General features: G+C 35.5%; 23 protein-coding genes and 1 other RNA gene. 21 read left to right on the top strand and 3 right to left on the bottom strand.

Features of this window, described 5'->3' with window-relative positions:
* Positions 1 to 189 precede the first annotated feature (189 nt).
* The 4 genes from ODR02_RS19060 (at position 190) to ODR02_RS19045 (ending at position 3,312) form a co-directional block, all read left to right on the top strand.
* Complete coding sequence (locus ODR02_RS19060) at positions 190 to 1,026, top strand: 1,4-dihydroxy-2-naphthoyl-CoA synthase (RefSeq protein WP_047385243.1); 837 nt, start codon at positions 190 to 192, stop codon at positions 1,024 to 1,026.
* An 87-nt stretch (positions 1,027 to 1,113) separates the two neighbouring features.
* Positions 1,114 to 2,043: a 1,4-dihydroxy-2-naphthoate octaprenyltransferase gene (gene menA, locus ODR02_RS19055; protein WP_209784298.1), complete on the top strand. Its 930-nt coding sequence runs from the start codon at positions 1,114 to 1,116 to the stop codon at positions 2,041 to 2,043.
* Between the two features lie 17 nt (positions 2,044 to 2,060).
* On the top strand, positions 2,061 to 2,507 hold the full coding sequence (locus ODR02_RS19050) for an SRPBCC family protein (RefSeq protein WP_309513176.1): 447 nt from the start codon (positions 2,061 to 2,063) through the stop codon (positions 2,505 to 2,507).
* Positions 2,508 to 2,625: 118 nt separating this feature from the next.
* Positions 2,626 to 3,312, top strand: a complete 687-nt coding sequence (locus tag ODR02_RS19045) for a metal-dependent hydrolase (protein ID WP_309513175.1) — start codon at positions 2,626 to 2,628, stop codon at positions 3,310 to 3,312.
* 117 nt (positions 3,313 to 3,429) lie between these two features.
* Here the strand turns inward: ODR02_RS19045 and ffs are convergent.
* Positions 3,430 to 3,527: signal recognition particle sRNA small type (ffs, locus tag ODR02_RS19040), an RNA gene on the bottom strand.
* A gap of 131 nt (positions 3,528 to 3,658) precedes the next feature.
* Here ffs and ODR02_RS19035 point away from each other — a divergent pair.
* The 14 genes from ODR02_RS19035 (at position 3,659) to ODR02_RS18970 (ending at position 16,853) form a co-directional block, all read left to right on the top strand.
* Positions 3,659 to 4,261 carry a DUF4199 domain-containing protein gene (locus tag ODR02_RS19035; protein WP_209784301.1) on the top strand — a complete coding sequence of 201 codons (603 nt, stop codon included), beginning with the start codon at positions 3,659 to 3,661 and terminating at the stop codon, positions 4,259 to 4,261.
* A gap of 16 nt (positions 4,262 to 4,277) precedes the next feature.
* Positions 4,278 to 5,228 carry a glycosyltransferase family 2 protein gene (locus ODR02_RS19030; RefSeq protein WP_209784302.1) on the top strand — a complete coding sequence of 317 codons (951 nt, stop codon included), beginning with the start codon at positions 4,278 to 4,280 and terminating at the stop codon, positions 5,226 to 5,228.
* Between the two features lie 285 nt (positions 5,229 to 5,513).
* Positions 5,514 to 5,903 carry a hypothetical protein gene (locus ODR02_RS19025; RefSeq protein WP_309513174.1) on the top strand — a complete coding sequence of 130 codons (390 nt, stop codon included), beginning with the start codon at positions 5,514 to 5,516 and terminating at the stop codon, positions 5,901 to 5,903.
* 190 nt (positions 5,904 to 6,093) lie between these two features.
* Complete coding sequence (locus ODR02_RS19020; RefSeq protein ID WP_209784304.1) at positions 6,094 to 6,795, top strand: GIN domain-containing protein; 702 nt, start codon at positions 6,094 to 6,096, stop codon at positions 6,793 to 6,795.
* A gap of 195 nt (positions 6,796 to 6,990) precedes the next feature.
* A complete protein-coding gene (locus tag ODR02_RS19015) occupies positions 6,991 to 8,706 on the top strand; it encodes a phospho-sugar mutase (protein WP_209784305.1) in 1,716 nt (571 codons plus the stop codon).
* 16 nt (positions 8,707 to 8,722) lie between these two features.
* Complete coding sequence (locus tag ODR02_RS19010; protein ID WP_309513173.1) at positions 8,723 to 9,634, top strand: hypothetical protein; 912 nt, start codon at positions 8,723 to 8,725, stop codon at positions 9,632 to 9,634.
* 22 nt (positions 9,635 to 9,656) lie between these two features.
* Positions 9,657 to 10,910, top strand: coding sequence for a pyridoxal phosphate-dependent aminotransferase (locus ODR02_RS19005; protein WP_309513172.1), 1,254 nt, complete (start codon positions 9,657 to 9,659; stop codon positions 10,908 to 10,910).
* A 405-nt stretch (positions 10,911 to 11,315) separates the two neighbouring features.
* Complete coding sequence (locus ODR02_RS19000; protein ID WP_209784308.1) at positions 11,316 to 11,588, top strand: hypothetical protein; 273 nt, start codon at positions 11,316 to 11,318, stop codon at positions 11,586 to 11,588.
* Positions 11,589 to 11,609: 21 nt separating this feature from the next.
* On the top strand, positions 11,610 to 12,395 hold the full coding sequence (locus ODR02_RS18995) for a GLPGLI family protein (protein ID WP_209784309.1): 786 nt from the start codon (positions 11,610 to 11,612) through the stop codon (positions 12,393 to 12,395).
* A 326-nt stretch (positions 12,396 to 12,721) separates the two neighbouring features.
* Positions 12,722 to 13,708: a phosphatase PAP2 family protein gene (locus ODR02_RS18990; RefSeq protein WP_209784310.1), complete on the top strand. Its 987-nt coding sequence runs from the start codon at positions 12,722 to 12,724 to the stop codon at positions 13,706 to 13,708.
* 141 nt (positions 13,709 to 13,849) lie between these two features.
* Positions 13,850 to 14,572, top strand: coding sequence for a 3-deoxy-manno-octulosonate cytidylyltransferase (gene kdsB / locus ODR02_RS18985; protein ID WP_209784311.1), 723 nt, complete (start codon positions 13,850 to 13,852; stop codon positions 14,570 to 14,572).
* A 91-nt stretch (positions 14,573 to 14,663) separates the two neighbouring features.
* Complete coding sequence (locus tag ODR02_RS18980) at positions 14,664 to 15,326, top strand: histidine kinase (protein WP_209784312.1); 663 nt, start codon at positions 14,664 to 14,666, stop codon at positions 15,324 to 15,326.
* A 34-nt stretch (positions 15,327 to 15,360) separates the two neighbouring features.
* Complete coding sequence (locus ODR02_RS18975; RefSeq protein WP_309513171.1) at positions 15,361 to 15,936, top strand: glutathione peroxidase; 576 nt, start codon at positions 15,361 to 15,363, stop codon at positions 15,934 to 15,936.
* 11 nt (positions 15,937 to 15,947) lie between these two features.
* Positions 15,948 to 16,853 (top strand): ADP-ribosylglycohydrolase family protein, encoded by a 906-nt coding sequence (locus ODR02_RS18970; RefSeq protein WP_309513170.1) that lies wholly within the window; start codon positions 15,948 to 15,950, stop codon positions 16,851 to 16,853.
* A gap of 4 nt (positions 16,854 to 16,857) precedes the next feature.
* Here the strand turns inward: ODR02_RS18970 and ODR02_RS18965 are convergent, their stop codons facing one another.
* The gene (locus ODR02_RS18965; RefSeq protein WP_309513169.1) at positions 16,858 to 17,514 is read right to left on the bottom strand and encodes an NAD(P)H-binding protein; all 657 of its coding nucleotides are present in this window, start codon (positions 17,512 to 17,514) and stop codon (positions 16,858 to 16,860) included.
* A gap of 119 nt (positions 17,515 to 17,633) precedes the next feature.
* On the opposite strand from ODR02_RS18965, the gene ODR02_RS18960 reads away from it, so the two are divergent.
* Together ODR02_RS18960 and ODR02_RS18955 are read left to right on the top strand one after the other, a co-directional pair.
* A complete protein-coding gene (locus ODR02_RS18960; protein WP_209784315.1) occupies positions 17,634 to 17,987 on the top strand; it encodes an MmcQ/YjbR family DNA-binding protein in 354 nt (117 codons plus the stop codon).
* An 81-nt stretch (positions 17,988 to 18,068) separates the two neighbouring features.
* Positions 18,069 to 18,560, top strand: coding sequence for a hypothetical protein (locus ODR02_RS18955; RefSeq protein ID WP_245169688.1), 492 nt, complete (start codon positions 18,069 to 18,071; stop codon positions 18,558 to 18,560).
* A gap of 40 nt (positions 18,561 to 18,600) precedes the next feature.
* On the opposite strand, the gene ODR02_RS18950 is transcribed toward ODR02_RS18955, so the two are convergent.
* Positions 18,601 to 19,521, bottom strand: a complete 921-nt coding sequence (locus tag ODR02_RS18950) for a bifunctional riboflavin kinase/FAD synthetase (protein WP_209784316.1) — start codon at positions 19,519 to 19,521, stop codon at positions 18,601 to 18,603.
* A 288-nt stretch (positions 19,522 to 19,809) separates the two neighbouring features.
* On the opposite strand from ODR02_RS18950, the gene atpD reads away from it, so the two are divergent.
* Complete coding sequence (atpD, locus tag ODR02_RS18945; protein ID WP_105682200.1) at positions 19,810 to 21,318, top strand: F0F1 ATP synthase subunit beta; 1,509 nt, start codon at positions 19,810 to 19,812, stop codon at positions 21,316 to 21,318.
* Positions 21,319 to 21,325 lie beyond the last annotated feature (7 nt).

The following is a 21,325-nucleotide window of genomic DNA, read 5'->3' as shown; positions in this document are numbered from 1 at the left end:
AACAGAAATGCTCCGGCTTTTGTTTTATAATCAATAATTCTCTATTGCTTATTCTAAAAGCAGTTGCTGCTGAATATGTATAGCCGGAAATTCATCATTCAAAATTTCTCTTCTCAATAGTAATGATCAGTAAATTTCACCCTCATAAATTCTCTGTAATTCCGTATCTTTGAGAAAAATTTTTATAAGATGATCGAGTGGAAAACCGCCAAGGAATACGAAGATATTACCTATAAAAAATCTAACGGAGTAGCAAGAATTGCTTTCAACAGACCGGAAGTACGTAATGCGTTCAGACCAAAGACAACTTCAGAATTATACGATGCTTTTTATGACGCTTCTGAAGACCCCTCAATAGGTGTTGTTTTACTTTCAGGAGAAGGACCAAGTTCTAAAGACGGAGGTTGGGCTTTCTGTAGTGGAGGAGATCAAAAAGCAAGAGGAGATCAGGGGTATGTAGGAGAAGACGGAAGACACCGTTTAAATATTCTTGAAGTTCAGCGTTTGATCCGTTTCATGCCGAAAGTGGTGATCGCAGTGGTTCCGGGATGGGCAGTTGGTGGAGGACACTCACTTCATGTAGTATGTGATTTGACTTTAGCAAGTGAAGAACATGCTATTTTCAAACAGACTGATGCTGATGTTACAAGTTTCGATGGGGGTTATGGCTCTGCTTACCTTGCTAAAATGGTAGGACAGAAAAAAGCCCGTGAAATCTTCTTTTTAGGAAGAAATTATTCCGCTCAGGAAGCTTTTGAAATGGGAATGGTAAATAAAGTAGTTCCTCATGCTGAATTAGAAGATACAGCTTATGAGTGGGCTCAGGAAATATTAGCTAAATCTCCAATGTCTATCAGAATGCTGAAATTCGCCATGAATCTTACAGATGACGGCATGGTAGGACAGCAGGTTTTTGCAGGAGAAGCAACTCGTTTAGCCTACATGACTGAAGAAGCTAAAGAAGGAAGAAATGCTTTCCTTGAAAAAAGAAAACCCAACTTCGGAGAAGATCAATGGATATCTTAAAATTGTAAAAAGTACAATGTAAAATGTATTAATGATATCCATTAATCAGTTTACATTGTACATGATACACTGTACATTATACAAATTATGACTGATTGGATAAAAGCCGCAAGGCTAAGAACTTTACCGCTTTCCTTAAGCGGAATTATTATGGGGGCTTTCATTGCAAAATGGAGACTTTACGGAGAAGGCGGAACCTGGGATTGGAAAATCCTTGCCCTTGCTCTTTTGGTGACGCTTTTATACCAGATTTTATCAAATTATGCCAATGATTATGGAGATGGGGTAAAAGGAACCGATGCCAAAAGAATGAATGAGGCAGAAGCCAGAGCAGTGGCATCAGGAAAAATTACAGCAAAACAGATGAAAAATGCAGTAATACTTTTCGCTGCATTGTCTTTTATTGCTACCATTGCGTTGTTGTACGTGGCTTTCATTCCAAACTACATGAATGAATTTTATATCTTCATAGGATTAGGAGTGGCATGTATTCTTGCAGCAATTGGATATACAGTAGGTAAAAAACCTTACGGATATATGGGACTGGGAGATATTTTTGTTTTTATCTTCTTTGGGCTTGTTTCCGTATGTGGAAGTTATTTTCTGTTTACAAAAACTTTCAGCTGGGATATGTTATTACCCGGAACAGCTGTTGGAATGATGAGTATGGCAGTTCTTAACCTAAACAACATGAGAGATATTGAAAGCGATAAACTATCAGGGAAAAACAGCTTTGCATTGAGAATCGGATTCAGAAATGCAATGATCTATGAAATGGTGCTGTTACAGCTTCCATTATTGCTTATTCTTGCATTTTTGGGAGTAAACGGATTTATGCAGCAGCAAAACTATTACGTTTTCATTGTAATGATCCTGTTGATTCCACTATCAAAACTAAGAAGAAAGATTTTATCCGTAAAAGAACCGAAAGAATTAGACCAATATTTAAAGCAGGTTGGAATCATGACGTTTGTAATGGCAATTCTTACGGCAGCCGGACTTAATTTATTTAACTAAATCCAAAATATTATATCATGAGTTCTACGATCTATGTTGAAGCTCAAATGCTCATCAGAAAGCCGGTTGAAGATGTTTTCGAAGCGTTCATCAATCCGGAAGTGACTACCAATTTCTGGTTTACAAAATCTACCGGAAAGTTGGAAGAAGGTAAGACTGTTACCTGGGAATGGGAAATGTATGACGTGAAAAACGTAGTCAATGTACATCAGATCATTCCCAACCAGCTGATCAGAACAGAGTGGGGAGATCCTTCAACAAATGTAGACTATGAATTCAAGACCATGGAAAAAGGAACTCTTGTTGTGATTAAAAGCTACGGATTCAGCCAGACAGGCGAAGATCTGTTAAAAGTAATTAATGACAATACAGGAGGTTTTACAACAGTTTTAGACGGTTGTAAAGCGTATCTGGAACATGGAATTAATCTTGGGCTTATCGAAGATAAATTCCCATCGAAATAATAGATTAAAAAAACACGGATGACACGAATGTTTGCACGGATGTCACTAATCTCATTGTGATGTCTGTAAAATTATTTGAGTCATTTGTGTTTAAATAATAATTGAAACTAAATTTAAAATGAAAATACAATTCTTAGGGCAAAATTGTTTCCTGTTTACCTACAAGGACATAACAATTTTGAGTGACCCTTTTTACAACTACAAAAAAGCAGAATCAGGTTTTGAGATTTCTGCTCAAAAAATCGACTATATCCTGTTGACCCATGCACATGGTGATCACATTGCGGATGTAGCAGAAGTATTGCAGCATTATCCCGAAGCTACCATCATTGGAGTTCCTGAAGTATGCAGTTACTTCCAGCAGGCAAAAAATAAAGACGATGTGAACTTAGGAGGGTCGGTAAAAATCGACGATCTTAAAATTTCCATGGTTCCGGCTCACCATACAAGTTCTTTCCCGGATGGAAGCTATGGAGGCGTTCCTGTAGGGTATATCTTCAGACTTCCTGAAGGTAAGAACATCTATTTGGCAGGTGATACAGGAGTAATGGCAGATATGGAGCTGTTTCCAAGATTATACGGAAACATCGATCTATCTATCCTTCCCATCGGAAGCCATTATACAATGTGTCCTAGAAAAGCTTCTTTTGCAGCAGCAGAGCTATTAAAAACACCGAAAGTAATCGGATGTCACTTTGATACTTTCCCTGCCATTGAAATCAATCATGAAAGTGCATTGCAACATTTTGCAGATAAAAATGTAGAACTTGTTTTACCAAAACTAGGTGAGACATTCGAATTTTAATCAATAACGAACCCGGAGGTAATCTGAAAATTAGAAAAATGAAAATGATGCATAAGGTATTAAAAACAAAAAAAGATAATTATCAAATTACCTCTCTTCTTACTTTAAACCAAAAAAAAATGGCAAGCTACCTAAATCACACCGCTACGACCGATTACCTTTGCTGCGTTCCCACCCTGGAGGATTCTCAGGAGCTGGTTGTTTAGGACTTGCCGTTGCAAAGGTAGGAATATTTTATAAACTTCAAAACTTTATCAAAGAAAATTAGTTGAAAAAATGCAGTGGTAAAGCTAAACGCCTGACATTTAGAGGGAAAAATTTTCAACTTTTTTTTAAAAATTTAAATATGACGAAAAGTCCATCAACACTAGGAATTATACTTTTTATCGCTACAATGATCGTTTTCTTTGTAGTATATACTTTTTTCTCAGGAATCAATTATTTTGATATCTCTTTGAAAGCCAATGCCTTTGTTTTACCTATTTTGTATGCCGGAGCTGCTTTCTGGTCTGTAAAATCTTATTGGAACAACCATAGAGTAGTAAAATTCAAAGACGCTTTCAAAAGAGCATTCGTTCCGATGTTTATCGGAGGAATTCTTTCCATCTTCAGTATTTATGCTTTTTTAACCTTTGTAGATCCGGCTGCTAAAAGCCTGTTGAACTACCAATATGTTCAGAGACAAAAATCAGAACTGGATACAGAATATACTTCTGCAAGAAAAATCATGAAGCATCAGAAAGATATTGACGAGCTGGATCAGAAGTACAAAGAAAGATTGCAAAGCTTCACTCCTGAAGCGGTTAAAGGAAAAGATATGCTTACCGCAAGCCATTTTTCAGGATATTTTGCAGCAATTCTTATATTTTACGTAGTTTTGTCGGTGTTTTTCGGAGCGTTTTTCAGAACAAGAACAATACATCAGCCCGAAGAAACAAACCAAGCCTAATTTTTATTAAAATTAAATGAATTTATCTATAGTTATTCCGTTACTGAACGAAGAAGACTCTCTGGAAGAGCTTTTTTCAAGAATTGATAAAGTATGCACAACCAGCAGTTTATCTTATGAAATCTGGTTTGTAGACGATGGAAGTACGGATTTGTCGTGGAGCATTATTGAGAATATGAAAGTACAGCATCCTCAGATCCACGCTATTAAATTTTCCAGAAATTATGGAAAATCACAGGCGCTTCATGCTGCTTTTGAAAGAACAAACGGAGAGGTAGTGATTACCATGGATGCCGATTTGCAGGATTTCCCTGAAGAAATTCCGGAACTGTATAATATGGTGATTCATGATAATTATGATATCGTTTCCGGTTGGAAAAAGAAGCGTTTTGATAATGTAATGACGAAAAATATTCCGTCAAAACTATTCAATGCAGCAGCTAGAAAAGTTTCAGGAGTTTATCTTCACGATTTCAACTGTGGTTTGAAAGCGTATAAAAAACAGGTGGTAAAATCGGTTGATGTGTATGGAGATATGCACCGTTATATTCCGGTACTGGCTGCCAATGCGGGTTTCAGAAGAATCACGGAAAAAGAAGTGCAGCACCAGGCTAGACCTTACGGAACTTCAAAATTCGGAACCGAAAGATTTGTCAGAGGATTTCTGGATTTGATTACCCTTTGGTTTGTAAGCCGTTTTGGAGGAAGACCAATGCATTTCTTCGGAGCTGTGGGTACTTTAATGTTTATTGTGGGTTTTCTTTCTGCACTTTGGTTAGGAATTTCTAAACTTATTGATGTTGCAAGAGGAATTTACGGCCATTTAATTACCAATAATCCTTGGTTCTTTATTGCTTTGACCATGATGATTTTAGGAAGTCTTCTGTTTGTAGCAGGATTCCTGGGAGAAATGATTATCAGAACAAACCGCGAACACAAGAATTATAATATTGACGAAGTGATATAATTTTTAAACACTAATGGCATGAATGTTTCACAAATAGCACTATTTATGCTTGTGATTTGGTAGATAAAATTTAGTATACTTAGTGGTTTTAGTTTAAACACTAATAGCACTAATGTTTCACAAATGACACTATTGGTATTTGTGATATTAGTGTATAAAATTTGTGTACTTAGTGGTTTTTAAGCTCAATGATAGTAGACACAATTAATAATAACTTCATCTTAATAAATAAAAGCACTCTACAGCAGGGTGCTTTTTGTAATTTTATAAAAACTTTTAACCTAAATGTTTAAACTCAAACCTATTCTTTTTTATTTTCTTTTACTTTTTACAGCCTCCTGCTCATCCAATAAACTTTCAGGTTCCTGGGAATTTATAGATATCTATGAGGGAGAAATCCGTAATACAGATACATTAAAAACCAAGACCAACAATTCCAGATACGGAACAGGAATTCTCACATTTAATCAAAATAAAACTTTCAGTTCCATGGGAAATAGCGGGACTTATCAGCTCGAAAAAAATCTGTTGAAAATGAAGTACAATGGTGATGAAAAAGTAACCCTAATGAAAATTTCCAAAGTCAGTAAAGATAATCTGCTTCTATTTTCAATGGCCGGTAGTCCTAAAACATGGTTTTACAAGAAAGTAAAAGAAAGAGAGAATAAGAAATAGTCTTTTCCTGAAAAGCAAAAAATTGAAAATTATCAGGTATTTTATTGTCAAAAGACAAAGTTTTTTAGAAATTTTAATCCTATTTTTGTTCAAAATAATATTGAAAGTCCTGTGAGAGACATGAAAAAAGCTTTCAGAGATTTTCAGTAAAGATCGTTGCGATTGTAATATAGAATATTTTAAATTAAATATGAAAAAAGTTGTATACACATTGATGCTGATGGCAGTAGTTTCCTGTGGAAAAGTTTCTCCAAAAGGAAATATTGAAAAGAAAGATGTGGATGTATCGGAATTCGTGAACCTTGATCTGGAAGGGAAATTCCGTGTATTTTATGCCAAAGGCCCGAAAAATTTTGTAGAAATTGAAACCTATCCAAATGTAGCCAGTAACCTGGATGTGGATGTAAAAGATAAAACACTTTTCATCAAAGAAAAAAGAGGAACAAAGGGAGTTGATTTCTATAATGTGACAATTTATTCAAAATATAATCTGGAAAAAGTGGCTATTTCTGATTCTGTTGAAGTTAATATTTCAAGTGAAATCAAAACTGACAATTTCAGACTTAATATGAAAAATAACGCAAGCTTTATGGGATCTGTAAACACCAGAAGAGCAGAGGTGGAAATGCATAACAGAAGCCGTGCAAATTTTCTTGGATTGTCTAAAGATGCTGTGATAAAGATTTCAGATACAGCAAGTTTAATTGCTCCTTACTGGAAAATTACGAACCTGAATATCGATTCTAAAAACGGAAATTATGCAGAAGTAAATGTAAAAGATTCGTTGAAAGGGCATATTCAGAACACGGCAAAATTTATCTATTATAATGACCCAATCAGAGCGTTCAAAATTGATAAAACGACTAAGGTTGAAAATAAGAAATTAGAGTAATTTTAGCTGGAAGTGGGAGGCTGGAAGCAGGGAGTAATATTAGTTTTTCATACTTCTTGTTTTCCAGATTGAATATTTTCTTCTCAGTTTTAAACATAAAAAATAAAATAAATAAAACAAAGCAGGAATTTTGAAACTAAGCAGGATATAACTTCCAGCTTCCTTCTTCCAGCTTAAAAAACTTACACATAAATTATGAATACACTAGAAAAAGCGAAACTTTGGTTAAGTGACACCTTCGATAAAGAAACGAGAGATGCTGTACAGGCATTAATCGACAGCAATTCCCCTGATCTTGAAGATTCTTTCTACAGAGAACTGGAATTCGGAACCGGAGGAATGCGTGGGATAATGGGAGTAGGAACCAACCGCTTGAATAAATATACATTAGGACAGGCTACTCAGGGACTGGCAAATTATATGCTGCAGCAGTTCAAAGGAGAAGAAATTAAAGTGGCCATTGCTTATGATGTTCGTAATAACTCAAAAGAATTCGGAAAACTGGTAGCAGATGTTCTGACAGCCAACGGAATTAAAGTATTGCTTTTCAAAGATCACAGACCCACTCCGGAATTGTCTTTCACCGTTCGTGATAAAAAATGTAACGGAGGAATAGTACTGACAGCTTCTCACAACCCGCCGGAATATAACGGTTATAAAGTATACTGGAATGACGGAGCACAGATTGTTCCACCGAATGATGAAGCAATTATCAACGAAGTTTATTCAGTAAAATTCGAAGAAATTAAATTCAATGGAAATGATGATCTGATCGAGTGGATCGGAGAGGAGCAGGATGATGTATATATCGATGCATGTATTGAAAACTCTACGTATCAGAATGTTGGAAAAGAAAATTTAAATATTGTTTTCACCTCTATCCACGGAACTACCTATACTACGATTCCTAAAGCGTTAGAAAAAGCAGGATTCAAAAAAATAGATCTCGTAAGAGAACAGATGATCCCAAGCGGAAATTTCCCTACCGTAGATTCTCCAAACCCTGAAGAGCCGGCTGCACTGGAAATGGCACTGGATCTGGCAAGAATTACCAATGCTGATATCGTTATCGGAACAGATCCGGATGGGGATAGATTAGGTATTGCAGTAAGAAACCTTGAGGGTGAAATGCAATTACTGAACGGTAACCAAACCAATACCATCCTTACTTACTACATCCTGAATGAATGGAGAAAGCAGGGAAGAATTACCGGAAAAGAATTTATTGGTTCTACGATCGTAACTTCAGATATCTTCTTTGATATTGCACAGAAGTTTGGAGTAGAATGTAAAGTAGGTCTTACCGGATTCAAATGGATCGGAAAAATGATCCGTGAAGCAGAAGGAACACAGAAATTTGTATGTGGTGGTGAAGAAAGTTTCGGATTTATGACCGGAGACTTCGTTCGTGATAAAGACTCTTGTGGAAGTATTCTTGTAGCCTGCGAAATTGCTGCGTGGTGTAAAGCGAACGGAAAAACAATGTATCAGTACATGATCGAGATTTATGAAGATCTTGGAATGTATTATGAAGGATTGATCAACATTGTAAGAAAAGGGAAAGAAGGCGCTGAGGAGATTCAGGATATGATGAAAAACTTCCGTGAAAACCCTCCAAAAGAACTGGCAGGTTCACTGGTGGAAGAAGTTAAGGACTTTAAAGAGCAGACAAGCCTTACCATTTCTACCAATGAGAAAAAAGTAATGAATGATATTCCAAAGTCTAATGTATTGATCTATTACACACAGGATGGAACAAAAGTATGCGTAAGACCTTCAGGAACAGAACCAAAAATCAAGTTCTATGTTTCAGTGAAAGATTCCATTACTTCAGAAGCGGATTTCAGAGACAAATTAAAATCATTGGAAGCTAAAATTGGAGCCGTTAAAACAGATTTGAAACTGGATTAATTCTCTGAAACAGCTGATGATTAAAAAAATAATAGCAGTTTGCTTACTGTCTGCAGCCGTAGTTTCCTGTAAAAAGGAAACTGCAGTTTCGGATACAAAGCCGGAAAATGACTCGATTGCGGTAACAGGAACCAAAGAAGATCAGTACAAACCGATAGATACAGCATGTTCTCCCTCTTATAAAACTGAGGATTACATCACATCCCTTCAATGGTACCGGACAAAAATCGAAAAAGAAATGGCTGGAAACAGTCCGGAACAGAACGACAAAGTATACGAAGATTATTTAAAAATAAGAGGAAAGTATACAGAATGTCTGATGAGCCTGCATGCTGATGTTTTAGATAAATACGTGAATTATTATAACTATGATAAGGATCAGTATAATCTTCCGGATAACGTTAAAAAAATAGCCTCAGAACTCAAGAAAGCAAATCTTGAATTCAGGGAAGTTGGAGAAGGGATGACCGAAATATGGACGGTTCCCGGATACTATTCCTCCCTTTTTAAGAATAAAGTGACTCCGGATTACGAGGCCTATATTTTACAAACTGACAAAGAAAGTGAAACCAATTATGCCGCAGATGCAGGATTGATAATTACCTGGGAACAATTGGGCGACAGACTGATGTTCTGGGAAAATTTTATGAACAAATATCCTGGCAGCAAGCTGATAAAAACGGTAAAACAGGATTATCAATACTATCTGTCTGATTATCTTTTAGGAATGGATAATACTCCTACTTATGAAAGAGATCACGACAAAGGAACAGGAAAACTAAACGATGAAAACAGAGCGGAATTCAACAGGATTATCAAAAAATATCCAAATTCCGGTACGGCAAAAAAAGCAAAAGAAATAATCCTTCTTTTTGATGCGCAAACGCCCGTAGATCAGATAGATGAGAAGATCAATGGAGAACGATAATATAAATTTAAAATAAGAAAAAGTGAAAGTTTCAAAATTAGCAGCGAACCTGATCGGTTCTGAAATTGTAAAAATTGGTAACGAAGTAAATGATCTAAAAGCAAAAGGAGCGGAAATTGCCAATCTTACTATTGGTGATCTGAATTCTAATATCTATCCTATTCCGGCATTGCTGAAGGAAGAGATTCAGAAAGCATATCAGAATAATCTGACGAACTATCCGCCTGCAAACGGACTTTTATCTTTAAGAAAAGAAGTTTCCAAAGACCTTAAAAAAAGATGGAATCTTGATTATTCTCCAGAGGATATTTTGATCACAGCAGGATCAAGACCTTTGATCTATGCCGTATACAAAACCATCGTAGACGAAGGAGATAAAGTAGTTTACCCTACACCATCATGGAATAATAACCATTATGCTTACCTTACTTCAGCCAACGCTGTAGAAGTAAAAACAAAACCAGAAACCAATTTCCTTCCTACTGCAGATGATTTAAGACCTCATTTGGATGGAGCAGTATTATTGGCACTTTGTTCACCATTGAATCCTACAGGAACAATGTTTACAAAAGAGCAGCTTTCAGAAATCTGTGAATTGGTAATCGCTGAAAATAAAAAAAGAGGAGCAGACGAAAAACCATTGTACCTGATGTATGATCAGATCTATTCTAACCTTACTTTCGGTGCTGAGCACGTAGATCCGGTTTCTCTTTTCCCTGAATTGAAAGACTATACGATCTACATCGATGGTATTTCAAAATGCCTTGCTGCAACAGGAGTACGTGTTGGATGGGGATTTGGTACGGCTCATATCCTTGATAAAATGAAGGCGCTTCTTACCCACGTTGGAGCATGGGCACCAAAACCGGAGCAGGAAGCAACCGCTAAATTCTATGAAAATCCAGAGAATGTAGATGTTTTCGTTGATGATTTTAAAGCTAAACTTGAAGAGAGCTTAAAAGTTCTTCACAACGGAGTTCAGGATTTAAAAGCAAAAGGGCTTGCTGTTGACAGCATTGAACCAATGGGAGCTCTTTATCTTACCATTAAATTAGACTATATCGGAAAAACAAAACTAGACGGATCTGTTATTGAAAACTCTTCAGACCTTGTATTCTACCTGATCAATGATGCAGGAGTGGCTTTAGTACCATTCTCAGCCTTCGGAGAAGAAAAATCAGAACCTTGGTTCCGTGCTTCTGTAGGAGGATTAGCAGTAGATGAGATCAAAGTAATGCTTCCAAAACTGGAAAGTGCTTTGAATAATTTAAAGTAATCTTTAAATAAAAATATAGGCTTCGACTCTGTCCGGCATGGCATCGTTAAAATAAACAATAGTATTAACGGTGTCACGCTGAGCGGAGTCGAAGCGTTTTTTATTAAATGATGATCACGAAAATCGAAAGTTGTAAAAATGAGTTTTAAAACAATCATATAAAGCATCCACTTAGGCTGTTTCTTTTAGTGTAATGACGTTTTAATCCCAGATGAAAACACTTTAAAAAAATCTTTTATTATAACCTTAGGGTTAACGTAAACGAAAATAAATCACTATTTATAATTGTTGAAAGTAATTGATGTTTAGCGATTTAACATAAAAAATAAATCCTTTGTCGTTTGATTTATTTTTTTACTTTTAAGTCGATTTTTTAATTAATAACTAATCATTAAAAAAACAATTATGAAAAAAATGATTTTATTAGCAACAATTTGTGTTGCAGGATTAGTAAGTGCAAAGAGCACCGAAGTTAGAACAGAAACTAAAGAAGTAAATGCTTCTTCTGCTGCAATGTTTTTCTATCATCCAATTACCCTTACATCATCTTGTGGATATACACAAACTGTTGAAGTCGGTGCAAACGACGCACCAGATTGTTACTTGACCGATTTGCAACAAATGGAAGATGAATGTTCTGCTCCTTTTACTAACCCTATTATGGCAGGAATGTGGTAATAGAATAATTTAAACTTTAGGATGCGTAAATACTTTTTAATAATAGTACTACTTTCTTTTACTTGTTTGTTTTCCCAGGAAAAAAGTAATAAGTCTGTTTCAGAACTCGAAGTTCAGTATGAATATTCTTTTGTAAGGGACACAACAGACACAGACCCAAATCATCGGTTTAAAGAGCTCATGCTTTTAGATTTTAATTCCAAGTCTTCTATTTTTTATAGCCAACAATATGCAGCTGCGAGAGAGGCGGTAAAAAAAGCAACTGCTGCTGCCCAAACATCAAGTAACGTTGAAATTAAAGCTGCTGAATTACCAAAATATAAAGTTGGATATTCTGTATATAGGGAAGATTCGAAAATTTATTTTACTTCTAATATAAATCGCGATTTCTTTACATTTGAAAATACTTATTTGACTTGGAACACTAACTATAAAGACGTAAAAACCATTCTTGGATATAAGTGTAATAAAGCTATCACAAAATTCGGTAATAGAGTTTTCACAGCTTGGTACACAAAAGATATTCCAATTTCTGAGGGACCCTATAGATTTAAAGGTTTGACAGGCTTGGTTTTAGAAGTTAGTGATAAAAATAAATTTCATTCGTTTACAGCAGTTGGAATTGTAAAAAAAGCGGTTGAAATTGAACCTTTACAGAAAGGAATTCCGGTAACAAAGGAACAGTATATTAAAAAAAGAGAAGAATTTAAAAATAATCCGTATCCACAAAGTAAAACGCTTACAAAGGAAAGAAGAGATCAAATGATTGAAGCTTTTAAAAAAGATAATAATTCAATCGAAAATTAAAAGTTAAGCTGTCCCCAAAAAGACAGCTTTATTTTTTATCAGTTATATTTCACCAATCAAACAAGATTTTACCTAATATTTAAAAATTCCGGAAAGTGTAAAGAGACTTTATTAAAAAGTCTTGGATTCGGACTTTTTTATTCTTTTCTGTATATTTCCTGGATGTACGGAATTATTTTTTTGATCAAATATTTAAACTGATAAAAATACAACGATAAAAAATTAAATAAATATTAAAAGTTAAATAATAACTTTGTCTACACTCAACTAGGAATTACCTTTGGGGCTTTTACACACCTAAATATAATAAAGTCGAAAATTACACGATGAAAAAACTGAGATTTCTACTCTTACCAGTTTCAATATTGGTATGCTCACAAGAGATTGATACATTGAAGGTAAAAGGACTCCCAGAGGAACTCGGATTGCCAAAAGTACAAACTTACACCCTAAAAGACGGATCTGTCAGAACCTATCCCAAACCTAAATTATTAGATTTTGTAACCAAACTACCCAGAAACTTTATCGATACCAATAAAGATTTTGTTGCCAAAGATCATGCTTATTATCTGGGAGGAGCAGTAGCAGCTACCGTGATTCTCCTGCCGTTTGACCAGAAACTGATTGATAATTCAAGGGAGCTGGCAGAAAAATGGGGAATGGATAAAGATAATAACTACAACAAGGTGGGTGGAGTATTTAAAATTCCAAAAGATGTGGGATCTACCCTCTACCTGATCGGAAACGGTTCCACATTAGTATTGTTAGGCATTGGTTTCGGAACCTATGGATTGATTAAAAATGATTACAGAGCACAGGCTACCGCCAGCGGTTTGATGGAAAGTTTAATTCTTTCCGGAGTGTTCACCCAGACCCTTAAAAGAATCACCGGAAGAGAAAGCCCATTTATTGCCGAAGAATACGGACATAAAGGAGGAGCATGGAATCCGTTTCCAAGCTTTTCAGCATTCAGCAAAAATACCTCGAATTACGATGCAATGCCATCCGGTCACCTGACAACCTTTATGGCTGGTATCACTGTGATAGCAGATAATTATCCGGATGCCAAATGGATCAAACCGGTAGGATATACATTAGCCGGAGCATTATGCTTTCAAATGATGCAAAGTAAGGTTCACTGGGCATCAGACTATCCGTTAGCCTTATTAATGGGATATTTTATTGGTAAAACAATCTCAAAAAGCAGATATACTTCGTCAGAAGGAACTATAGGTAAGACCAAGTATAATCTCAATTTTATCGCATCCCGGCAATGGGAATACAATATGGTAGGGGTAAAACTCTCTTTTTAAACTGCTGAACTCTCTGTTTTGTATACTAAATAAGATACTTTTCACTACATTTGATCTCAAGATAAAAGGATTATTCAGGCTTTTTGTACATGCCGGAATGAAACCTGCTGATTTAAAAAGAATTACTTAATATTGTATTGAATGAAAATAATCGCTGTTATCCCTGCCCGTTACGAAGCAAGCCGTTTTCCGGGTAAATTAATGCAGATTTTAGGAGAAAAAACCGTTATCACCACAACCTATCAGAATGTAGTGGAAACCGGGCTGTTTGATGAGGTATTTGTGGCCACAGACTCCGAAATTATTTTTGATGAAATTGTAAAAAACGGAGGAAAAGCCGTAATGACAGGGCAGCACGAAACAGGAAGTGACCGTATTGCTGAAGCAGTACAGCATATTGACTGTGATATCGTGATCAATGTTCAGGGAGATGAACCTTTCCTTAAACTGGAACCTTTACATCAGCTGATTGAAGTTTTTAAACATGATGTTCAGCAGGAAATATCCTTAGCTTCTTTAAAAATACAGCTGCATGAAAAAGAAGAAATTGAAAACCCTAATAATGTAAAAGTTATTACAGATAATAATGGTTTCGCTTTGTATTTCAGCCGCTCCGTAATTCCTTTTCACCGAGAGGTTTCTTATGATGTAAGTTATTTTAAACATATTGGAGTATATGCTTTCAGAAAAGAAGCATTGCTGCAGTTTTCAAAACTGGCTATGAAACCCTTGGAAATATCCGAAAAGATTGAATGTATCCGCTATCTTGAATATGGAATGAAAATCAAAATGATAGAAACCAATTTCGTAGGAGTAGGGATTGATACCCCTGAAGATCTGGAAAAAGCCCGAAAGTTAATTTAAAACCATCAGAGGCACCAGAGCAAATTTGCTCATCAGCCTTTTTTGCAATTTTACATAAATCCCCCTATATTTGAATTTATAAATAAAATTAATGAAGAAGTTACTATTAGTATTTGGACTGATATTTTCACATGTGATATTCGGACAGACCGCAAAGGAAATTATAGATAAAAACATTGAATTATCCGGAGGGTTAACCAATTGGAAACTATTGAATTCAGTATTGCTTCAGGGAAAAGTAGTATTGGGAATCAAAGATGAATATCCGATAAGAATTTTTCAACAGCGTCCAAATCTTACTAAAACATTGATTACTACCGGAGGAAAAGAAACTGCTATTGAAGGTTTTGACGGTTCCAAAGGATATGCCATGAACTATGCTGCCAACAAACTTCAGGAATATCCTGAATATGTGCCGGAAAGTTTTGATAATGACTTCATAGACTGGGAAAATAAAGGATTTGATGCCAAATACCTTGGAAAAGAAAAAGTAGGAGAGATCTACTGCCATAAAGTGGAACTTACCAAGAATGTTAATAAGAATATGTATTACTTTGATACAAAGACTTATATGCTGATAAAAGAAGTGAAAAAAGATGAAACGCTTGTCTATTCTGATTTTAAAAAAGTAGGAAGCCTTACAATGCCTTTCAGAATAGAATCTTCCAGTACTAAAAAAGACGGAGATTATGTGATGTTATTAAACAGAATAGACATCAACAAAGTATTTCCGGCTAATATTTTCAAGTTTTAATACAACTGCAGTTCGCGGTACAAAATAATAAAAAATGAAAAATATTTTTTTAATGCTGCTTTCTTTCATGGCTTGCCTGCAAAGCTGCACCAATCAAAAAAGTGAAATTTCAAAAGCCAAAACCAACGAACTTATGGGAAAAACAATTTACGACTTCAAAGTAGAAAGTCTTGATGGTAAAGAGATCAATTTTGCAGATTTTAAAGGAAAGAAAATCCTGATCGTCAATACCGCTTCAGAATGTGGATTTACACCACAGTATGCAGATCTTGAAAAGGTGTATGAAGAATATAAAGATAAACTGGTAGTGGTAGGTTTCCCTGCTAATAACTTCGGAGGACAGGAGCCTGGAACCAACACCGAAATCGGAACTTTCTGCCAGAAAAACTATGGAGTAACATTCCCAATGGCTGCTAAAGTTTCTGTAAAAGGAGATGATACTGCGCCTATCTTTAAATATTTAACAGAACAGGAATTAAACGGTGTAAAGAATACAAGTATCCTTTGGAACTTCACTAAATTTCTGGTGGATGAAAACGGAAAACTGATTGATTCTTTTGTTAGTACTACAAAGCCTACTGATGTGGCGATTACAAAGTATCTGAAATAATAGATTATTACATGGATTCTTTGGATCAGTTTGAAGCTTGCATCATTAGCGGAGCAATTGGAGATGCATGGGGAAGCAGCTATGAAAATGAAGTAGAAACTGATGATTCACATATTTATTATTTAGGAAAAAGGAGCATAAAGCAAAGAGTCTGGAGTATTACGGATGATACACAAATGACTTTGGCAACTTGTGAAGTTTTGTCTGAGAATAGCTTTACCCCTGAAAATCTTATCAATAAATTTATAGAATATTATAGAAGCCGTAAATTAACAGGAATTGGCGCCTCCACACTTAAGGCAATTTTAGATACTGAAGCTGGTATTCATTGGAGTCAGGCTGGACGAATTGGAGAATTTGCCGCAGGAAACGGAGGAGCAATGAGAATTGCTCCTTTTGCTTTTTTCTCAGATATTACAAGACAAAATATTTACGAAGCATGTAAGGTTACACATAGAAATGATGAAGCCTTTTCTGGAGCTTTAGCTGTTTTTCTTTCTATAAAAGCAATCCTAAATTCTGATTGGAATGGAAACAATAATCTTTTTGATATTATTATTCCGGAAATTCCTGATACAAATATAAAAGACAGATTAATCGAAATTAATTCAGTAGGAAATAATTCTTCAATTTCAGAAATATCAAAATTGGGCAATAATGGTTATGTTGTTAATTCAGTTCCTTTCGCAATTTACTGTTCAACCAAAATTATTGATTTAGGTATGGAAGAAATGTTTAAACAAATTATCAGTTCTGGAGGAGATACAGATACCAATGCTTCAATTGCCGGACAAATTGCGGGAACATTGATTGGAACTAAAAATATTCCTCATGAATTAATTTCGAAACTAAAAAAATTACCGGATTACCAATGGATTAAGCAGGTTATTGATACAACAAAACAGAAAATCAGTTAAAATATTATTCATTGCTTTTCTCAGCAAAACAGAAAATATTTCCCAGTTTGATGCTGGAATAACCATTGCTTTTTATTTTCGAAGAATTAATCATGGCCTTTGCCAGAATATCAGTCGGCAGAGGCTTCTGACTTTCCAATAATCCCAATTTATTCGCAAATTTAATAATGCGGCTTCCCAATACTTCTCCGGTTCTTTCAGAGTCTTTTCGTTCAAGCATTCCTGGCTTAAAAATAGTAATCTTATTGAAATGCAGTTGTTTTACAGCTTCTTCCAGCTCACCTTTCATCCTGGAATAGAAAATTTTGGATTGTGGATTGGCTCCATAAGCTGATACCAGAATATAATCTTCTACTTCATTCTCTTTCGCTGCTTTCGCAAATTCATACTGATAGTCAAAATCTACTTTCTTCTGAGCTTCCTTACTTCCGGCATCCTTTAAAGTAGTTCCCAGACACGAAAATGCAACATCTCCCTTCACCATATCTTTCCATTCTTCGGGTTTTTCAAAATTCACAACATGAACTTTAAGCTTATCATTCTGAATATCGATAGGTTTTCTGACAAAAATATCCACTTCATCAAACTCTTTGTCATTCAATAGTTGATTCACCAGATCTTTTCCTGTAGCGCCTGTAGCACCTATTACCAGAGCTTTCATAATAATTGTGATTTTGTGAGATTATTTCTTTCTTAAATTTACTAAATTTGAATTAAAGATTAAAGAATTATATCATTTAATCATTACTAATTATTTACCACTCATTACTCATATTGAATATGGATGCCAACGAAATTTTAGATTACTGTCTTGCCAAAAAAGGAGTTACGGAAAGTTTTCCGTTTGATAATGAAACTCTTGTGATGAAAGTAGACACCAAAATGTTTTTACTGATGGGGCTTGAAAGACAGCCGTTAGGTGTTAATGTAAAAACAGATCCGGAGTGGAGCGCAGAGCTTCGTGAGCAATATCCTCAGATTACAGGCGCTTATCACATGAATAAGACCCACTGGAATTCTGTAACTGTTGATGGATTAAAAAGAGATTTGATCTTTAAACTGATTGACCACTCGTATGATCTGGTTTTTAAATCCCTGACCAAGAAAGCTCAGAATGAAGTGAATTCTTTATAAAAAATAAAAAAGATTGAGGTACGAAATTTGTTATCTGTTATCAGTGAAATATACATTTAATAGTAATAAAATAAAGAACAAATGAGAAATCACCTTTTATTATTCGCCGCAGCAGGAACATTAATCTTGTCAAGCTGCACCAAGCCACAAAGTAAAAGCACTACTGACAACCCAACTTCGGCTGTCTCAGCTTCTGAAACTTCTTCCGAAAATATTAAACTGGAATTTTCCGGTACAGAGAATTTTACCATTAAAAATCCAAAACTTAAAGTAAGTTTATACGGAATGGATGAAAAACTGGCTGACGCACCTGCCAGCTTAATTACGGAAAAAGAATTTGAGCAGAAATCAGTGCCATTTACCATTGATCTTCCGGTACCAAAAGATGCTGAAAGCAAGATCAATCCAAAACCTGCCGGTCCTGCAAAATATTATGTAACTATAAGCTGGGACTCTGACGGAAACGGAAAAGCAGATGAAAAAGGAGATATCTTTATTGATTACGACAAACAGTTCCCGAATGTAAAACTGAATAATGAGACTCAGAAAATCTACTTAAAAGTATTAAAATAAGCAAAAAGGCTATTCATCACTGAATAGCCTTTTTTATATCTTAAAAATTAAATTTCTCTGTTATTCTTTTATCCTCATCCAGCCTTTCAATCAACTTGTCAAGACCTTCGAATTTGATTTCATCATGAAGAAAATCTCTGAAGCTTACTGTAATCTTTTCATCATAGATATCATCATCAAAATCAAGGATATAAACTTCCACAGTGAGTTTTTCTCCGTTTACGGTTGGATTGGTTCCTACACTCAGCATTCCTTTATATTGGTTGCCTTTTACGAATACTTCTACAATATAAGCTCCTTTCTTAGGTAAAAGCTTGATGGATTCTGTTTCAATATTAGCGGTTGGATATCCGATGGTTCTTCCGATTTTCTTCCCGTGAACCACAGTTCCGGAAACAGAGTAGGTGTACCCCAGCATTTCGTTGGCCTCTTTAATATTTCCTGTTAAAAGCGCATTACGCACTTTCGTAGAACTGATATTATTTTCATGAATATTGATTGCCTCCATTTGTTCTACCTCAAAACCAAGTTCTTTCGACAGTTTTTGAAGAAGCTCAAAATTTCCACTTTTGTTTTTTCCAAAAGAATGGTCATATCCTATAATAAGGTATTTTACATTGAGTTTATCAATTAAAATCTGACGTACAAATTCTTCTCCGGTAAGATTTCTGAATTCTTCATCAAATTCTTTCAGGAACAAATTATCAATGCCATATTTCTCAACCAGCTGTTTTTTTTCTTCCAGCGTATTCAGAAGCTTTAAATCTTCATTTGGATTAAAAACAAATCTTGGATGCGGCCAAAAAGTAAGGATAGCAGTTTCCAGATTGTTTTCTGTACCTATTTTAGTCAGTTCATCGATAATACTCTTGTGCCCTAGATGCACCCCGTCAAACATACCTAAAGACAATGCTAGAGGCTTCTGTGAGGAGTAATCTGTAAAATTCTTGAAAACTTTCAAAACGGAAAAATTTTGATTGCAAATATAAAACCTTTATTTTTAATGTAACCGAGGGAATCTGAAAATTTGAAAATGAAAAATTTTGAAAAATATCCTACATTATATTATACTATAATAATGACAAACGGCTGAATTACAAATTTGCTGTTAAATATAATGATAAATATTGAATTTTACATCGTATAGCGTAAACTCATTCATCTCTTAAAAAGCATGATAAAAATCTTTTTTTTACCAATTGCGGGTTTATGAAGAATCACTATATTTGCACCAAGAAAAAATTTAGCAATGGCAAACCAAATTAAAGGTAAAATTTCTCAAATTATTGGTCCGGTAATCGACGTTGTCTTCACAGATGTGGAAGCTGTTCCAGCAATCTATGACGCGTTAGAAATTACAAAAGAAAACGGTGAAAAAGTAGTTTTAGAGGTAGAACAACATATTGGCGAAGATACAGTAAGATGTATTGCAATGGACGCTACTGATGGTCTTAAGAGAGGTCAAGACGTAATTGGATATGGAAATCCTATTATGATGCCAATCGGAGAGGCTGTAAACGGAAGACTATTCAACGTTGTTGGTGATGCTATCGACGGACTTCAAAATATTTCTAAGGATGGTGGTCTTCCAATTCACAGACCAGCTCCAAAATTTGATCAACTTTCAACTTCTGCAGAAGTTTTATTTACAGGTATTAAAGTAATCGATCTAGTTGAGCCTTATGCAAAAGGAGGTAAAATTGGATTGTTCGGTGGTGCTGGAGTAGGTAAAACAGTATTGATCCAGGAGTTGATTAACAATATTGCAAAAGGACACGGAGGTCTTTCTGTATTCGCCGGAGTAGGTGAAAGAACGAGAGAAGGAAATGACCTTTTGAGAGAGATGTTGGAATCAGGTATTATCAAGTATGGTGATGATTTCATGCACTCTATGGAAAACGGAGGTTGGGATCTTTCTAAAGTAGACTTAGAAGCTATGAAAGATTCAAAAGCTGCATTCGTTTTCGGACAGATGAACGAGCCGCCAGGTGCAAGAGCTAGAGTAGCACTTTCTGGTCTTACATTAGCTGAGTACTACAGAGATGGTGGAGAAAGCGGACAAGGTAGAGATGTACTTTTCTTCGTAGACAACATCTTCCGTTTTACACAGGCTGGTTCTGAGGTATCTGCACTTCTTGGTCGTATGCCATCAGCGGTAGGTTACCAACCAACTCTTGCTTCTGAAATGGGTGCGATGCAGGAAAGAATTACTTCAACTAAAAATGGTTCAATTACTTCAGTACAAGCGGTATACGTACCTGCAGATGACTTAACTGACCCGGCTCCTGCAACTACGTTTGCTCACTTGGATGCAACTACGGTACTTGACAGAAAGATTGCTTCATTAGGTATCTATCCAGCGGTAGATCCATTAGCTTCTACTTCAAGAATCCTTGCTCCGGAAGTTATCGGTCACGATCACTACAACTGTGCTCAAAGAGTAAAAGAAATCCTTCAAAGATATAAAGCACTTCAGGATATCATCGCAATCCTTGGTATGGAAGAACTTTCTGAGGAAGATAAATCAGTGGTTTACCGTGCAAGAAAAGTTCAGAGATTCTTATCTCAGCCTTTCCACGTAGCAGAACAGTTTACAGGTATCCCAGGATCATTGGTAGACATCAAAGATACTATCAAAGGATTCAACATGATTATGGATGGTGAATTAGATCACTTACCAGAAGCAGCTTTCAACTTGAAAGGAACCATCGAGGAAGCTATCGAAGCAGGACAAAAAATGTTAGCTGAAAACGCTTAATAATTAG

Origin of the sequence: Chryseobacterium sp. CFS2 (genome assembly GCF_036543225.1) — a bacterium.
Taxonomy (GTDB): domain Bacteria; phylum Bacteroidota; class Bacteroidia; order Flavobacteriales; family Weeksellaceae; genus Chryseobacterium; species Chryseobacterium culicis_A.
This window is presented reverse-complemented; position numbering and strand designations above follow the sequence as displayed.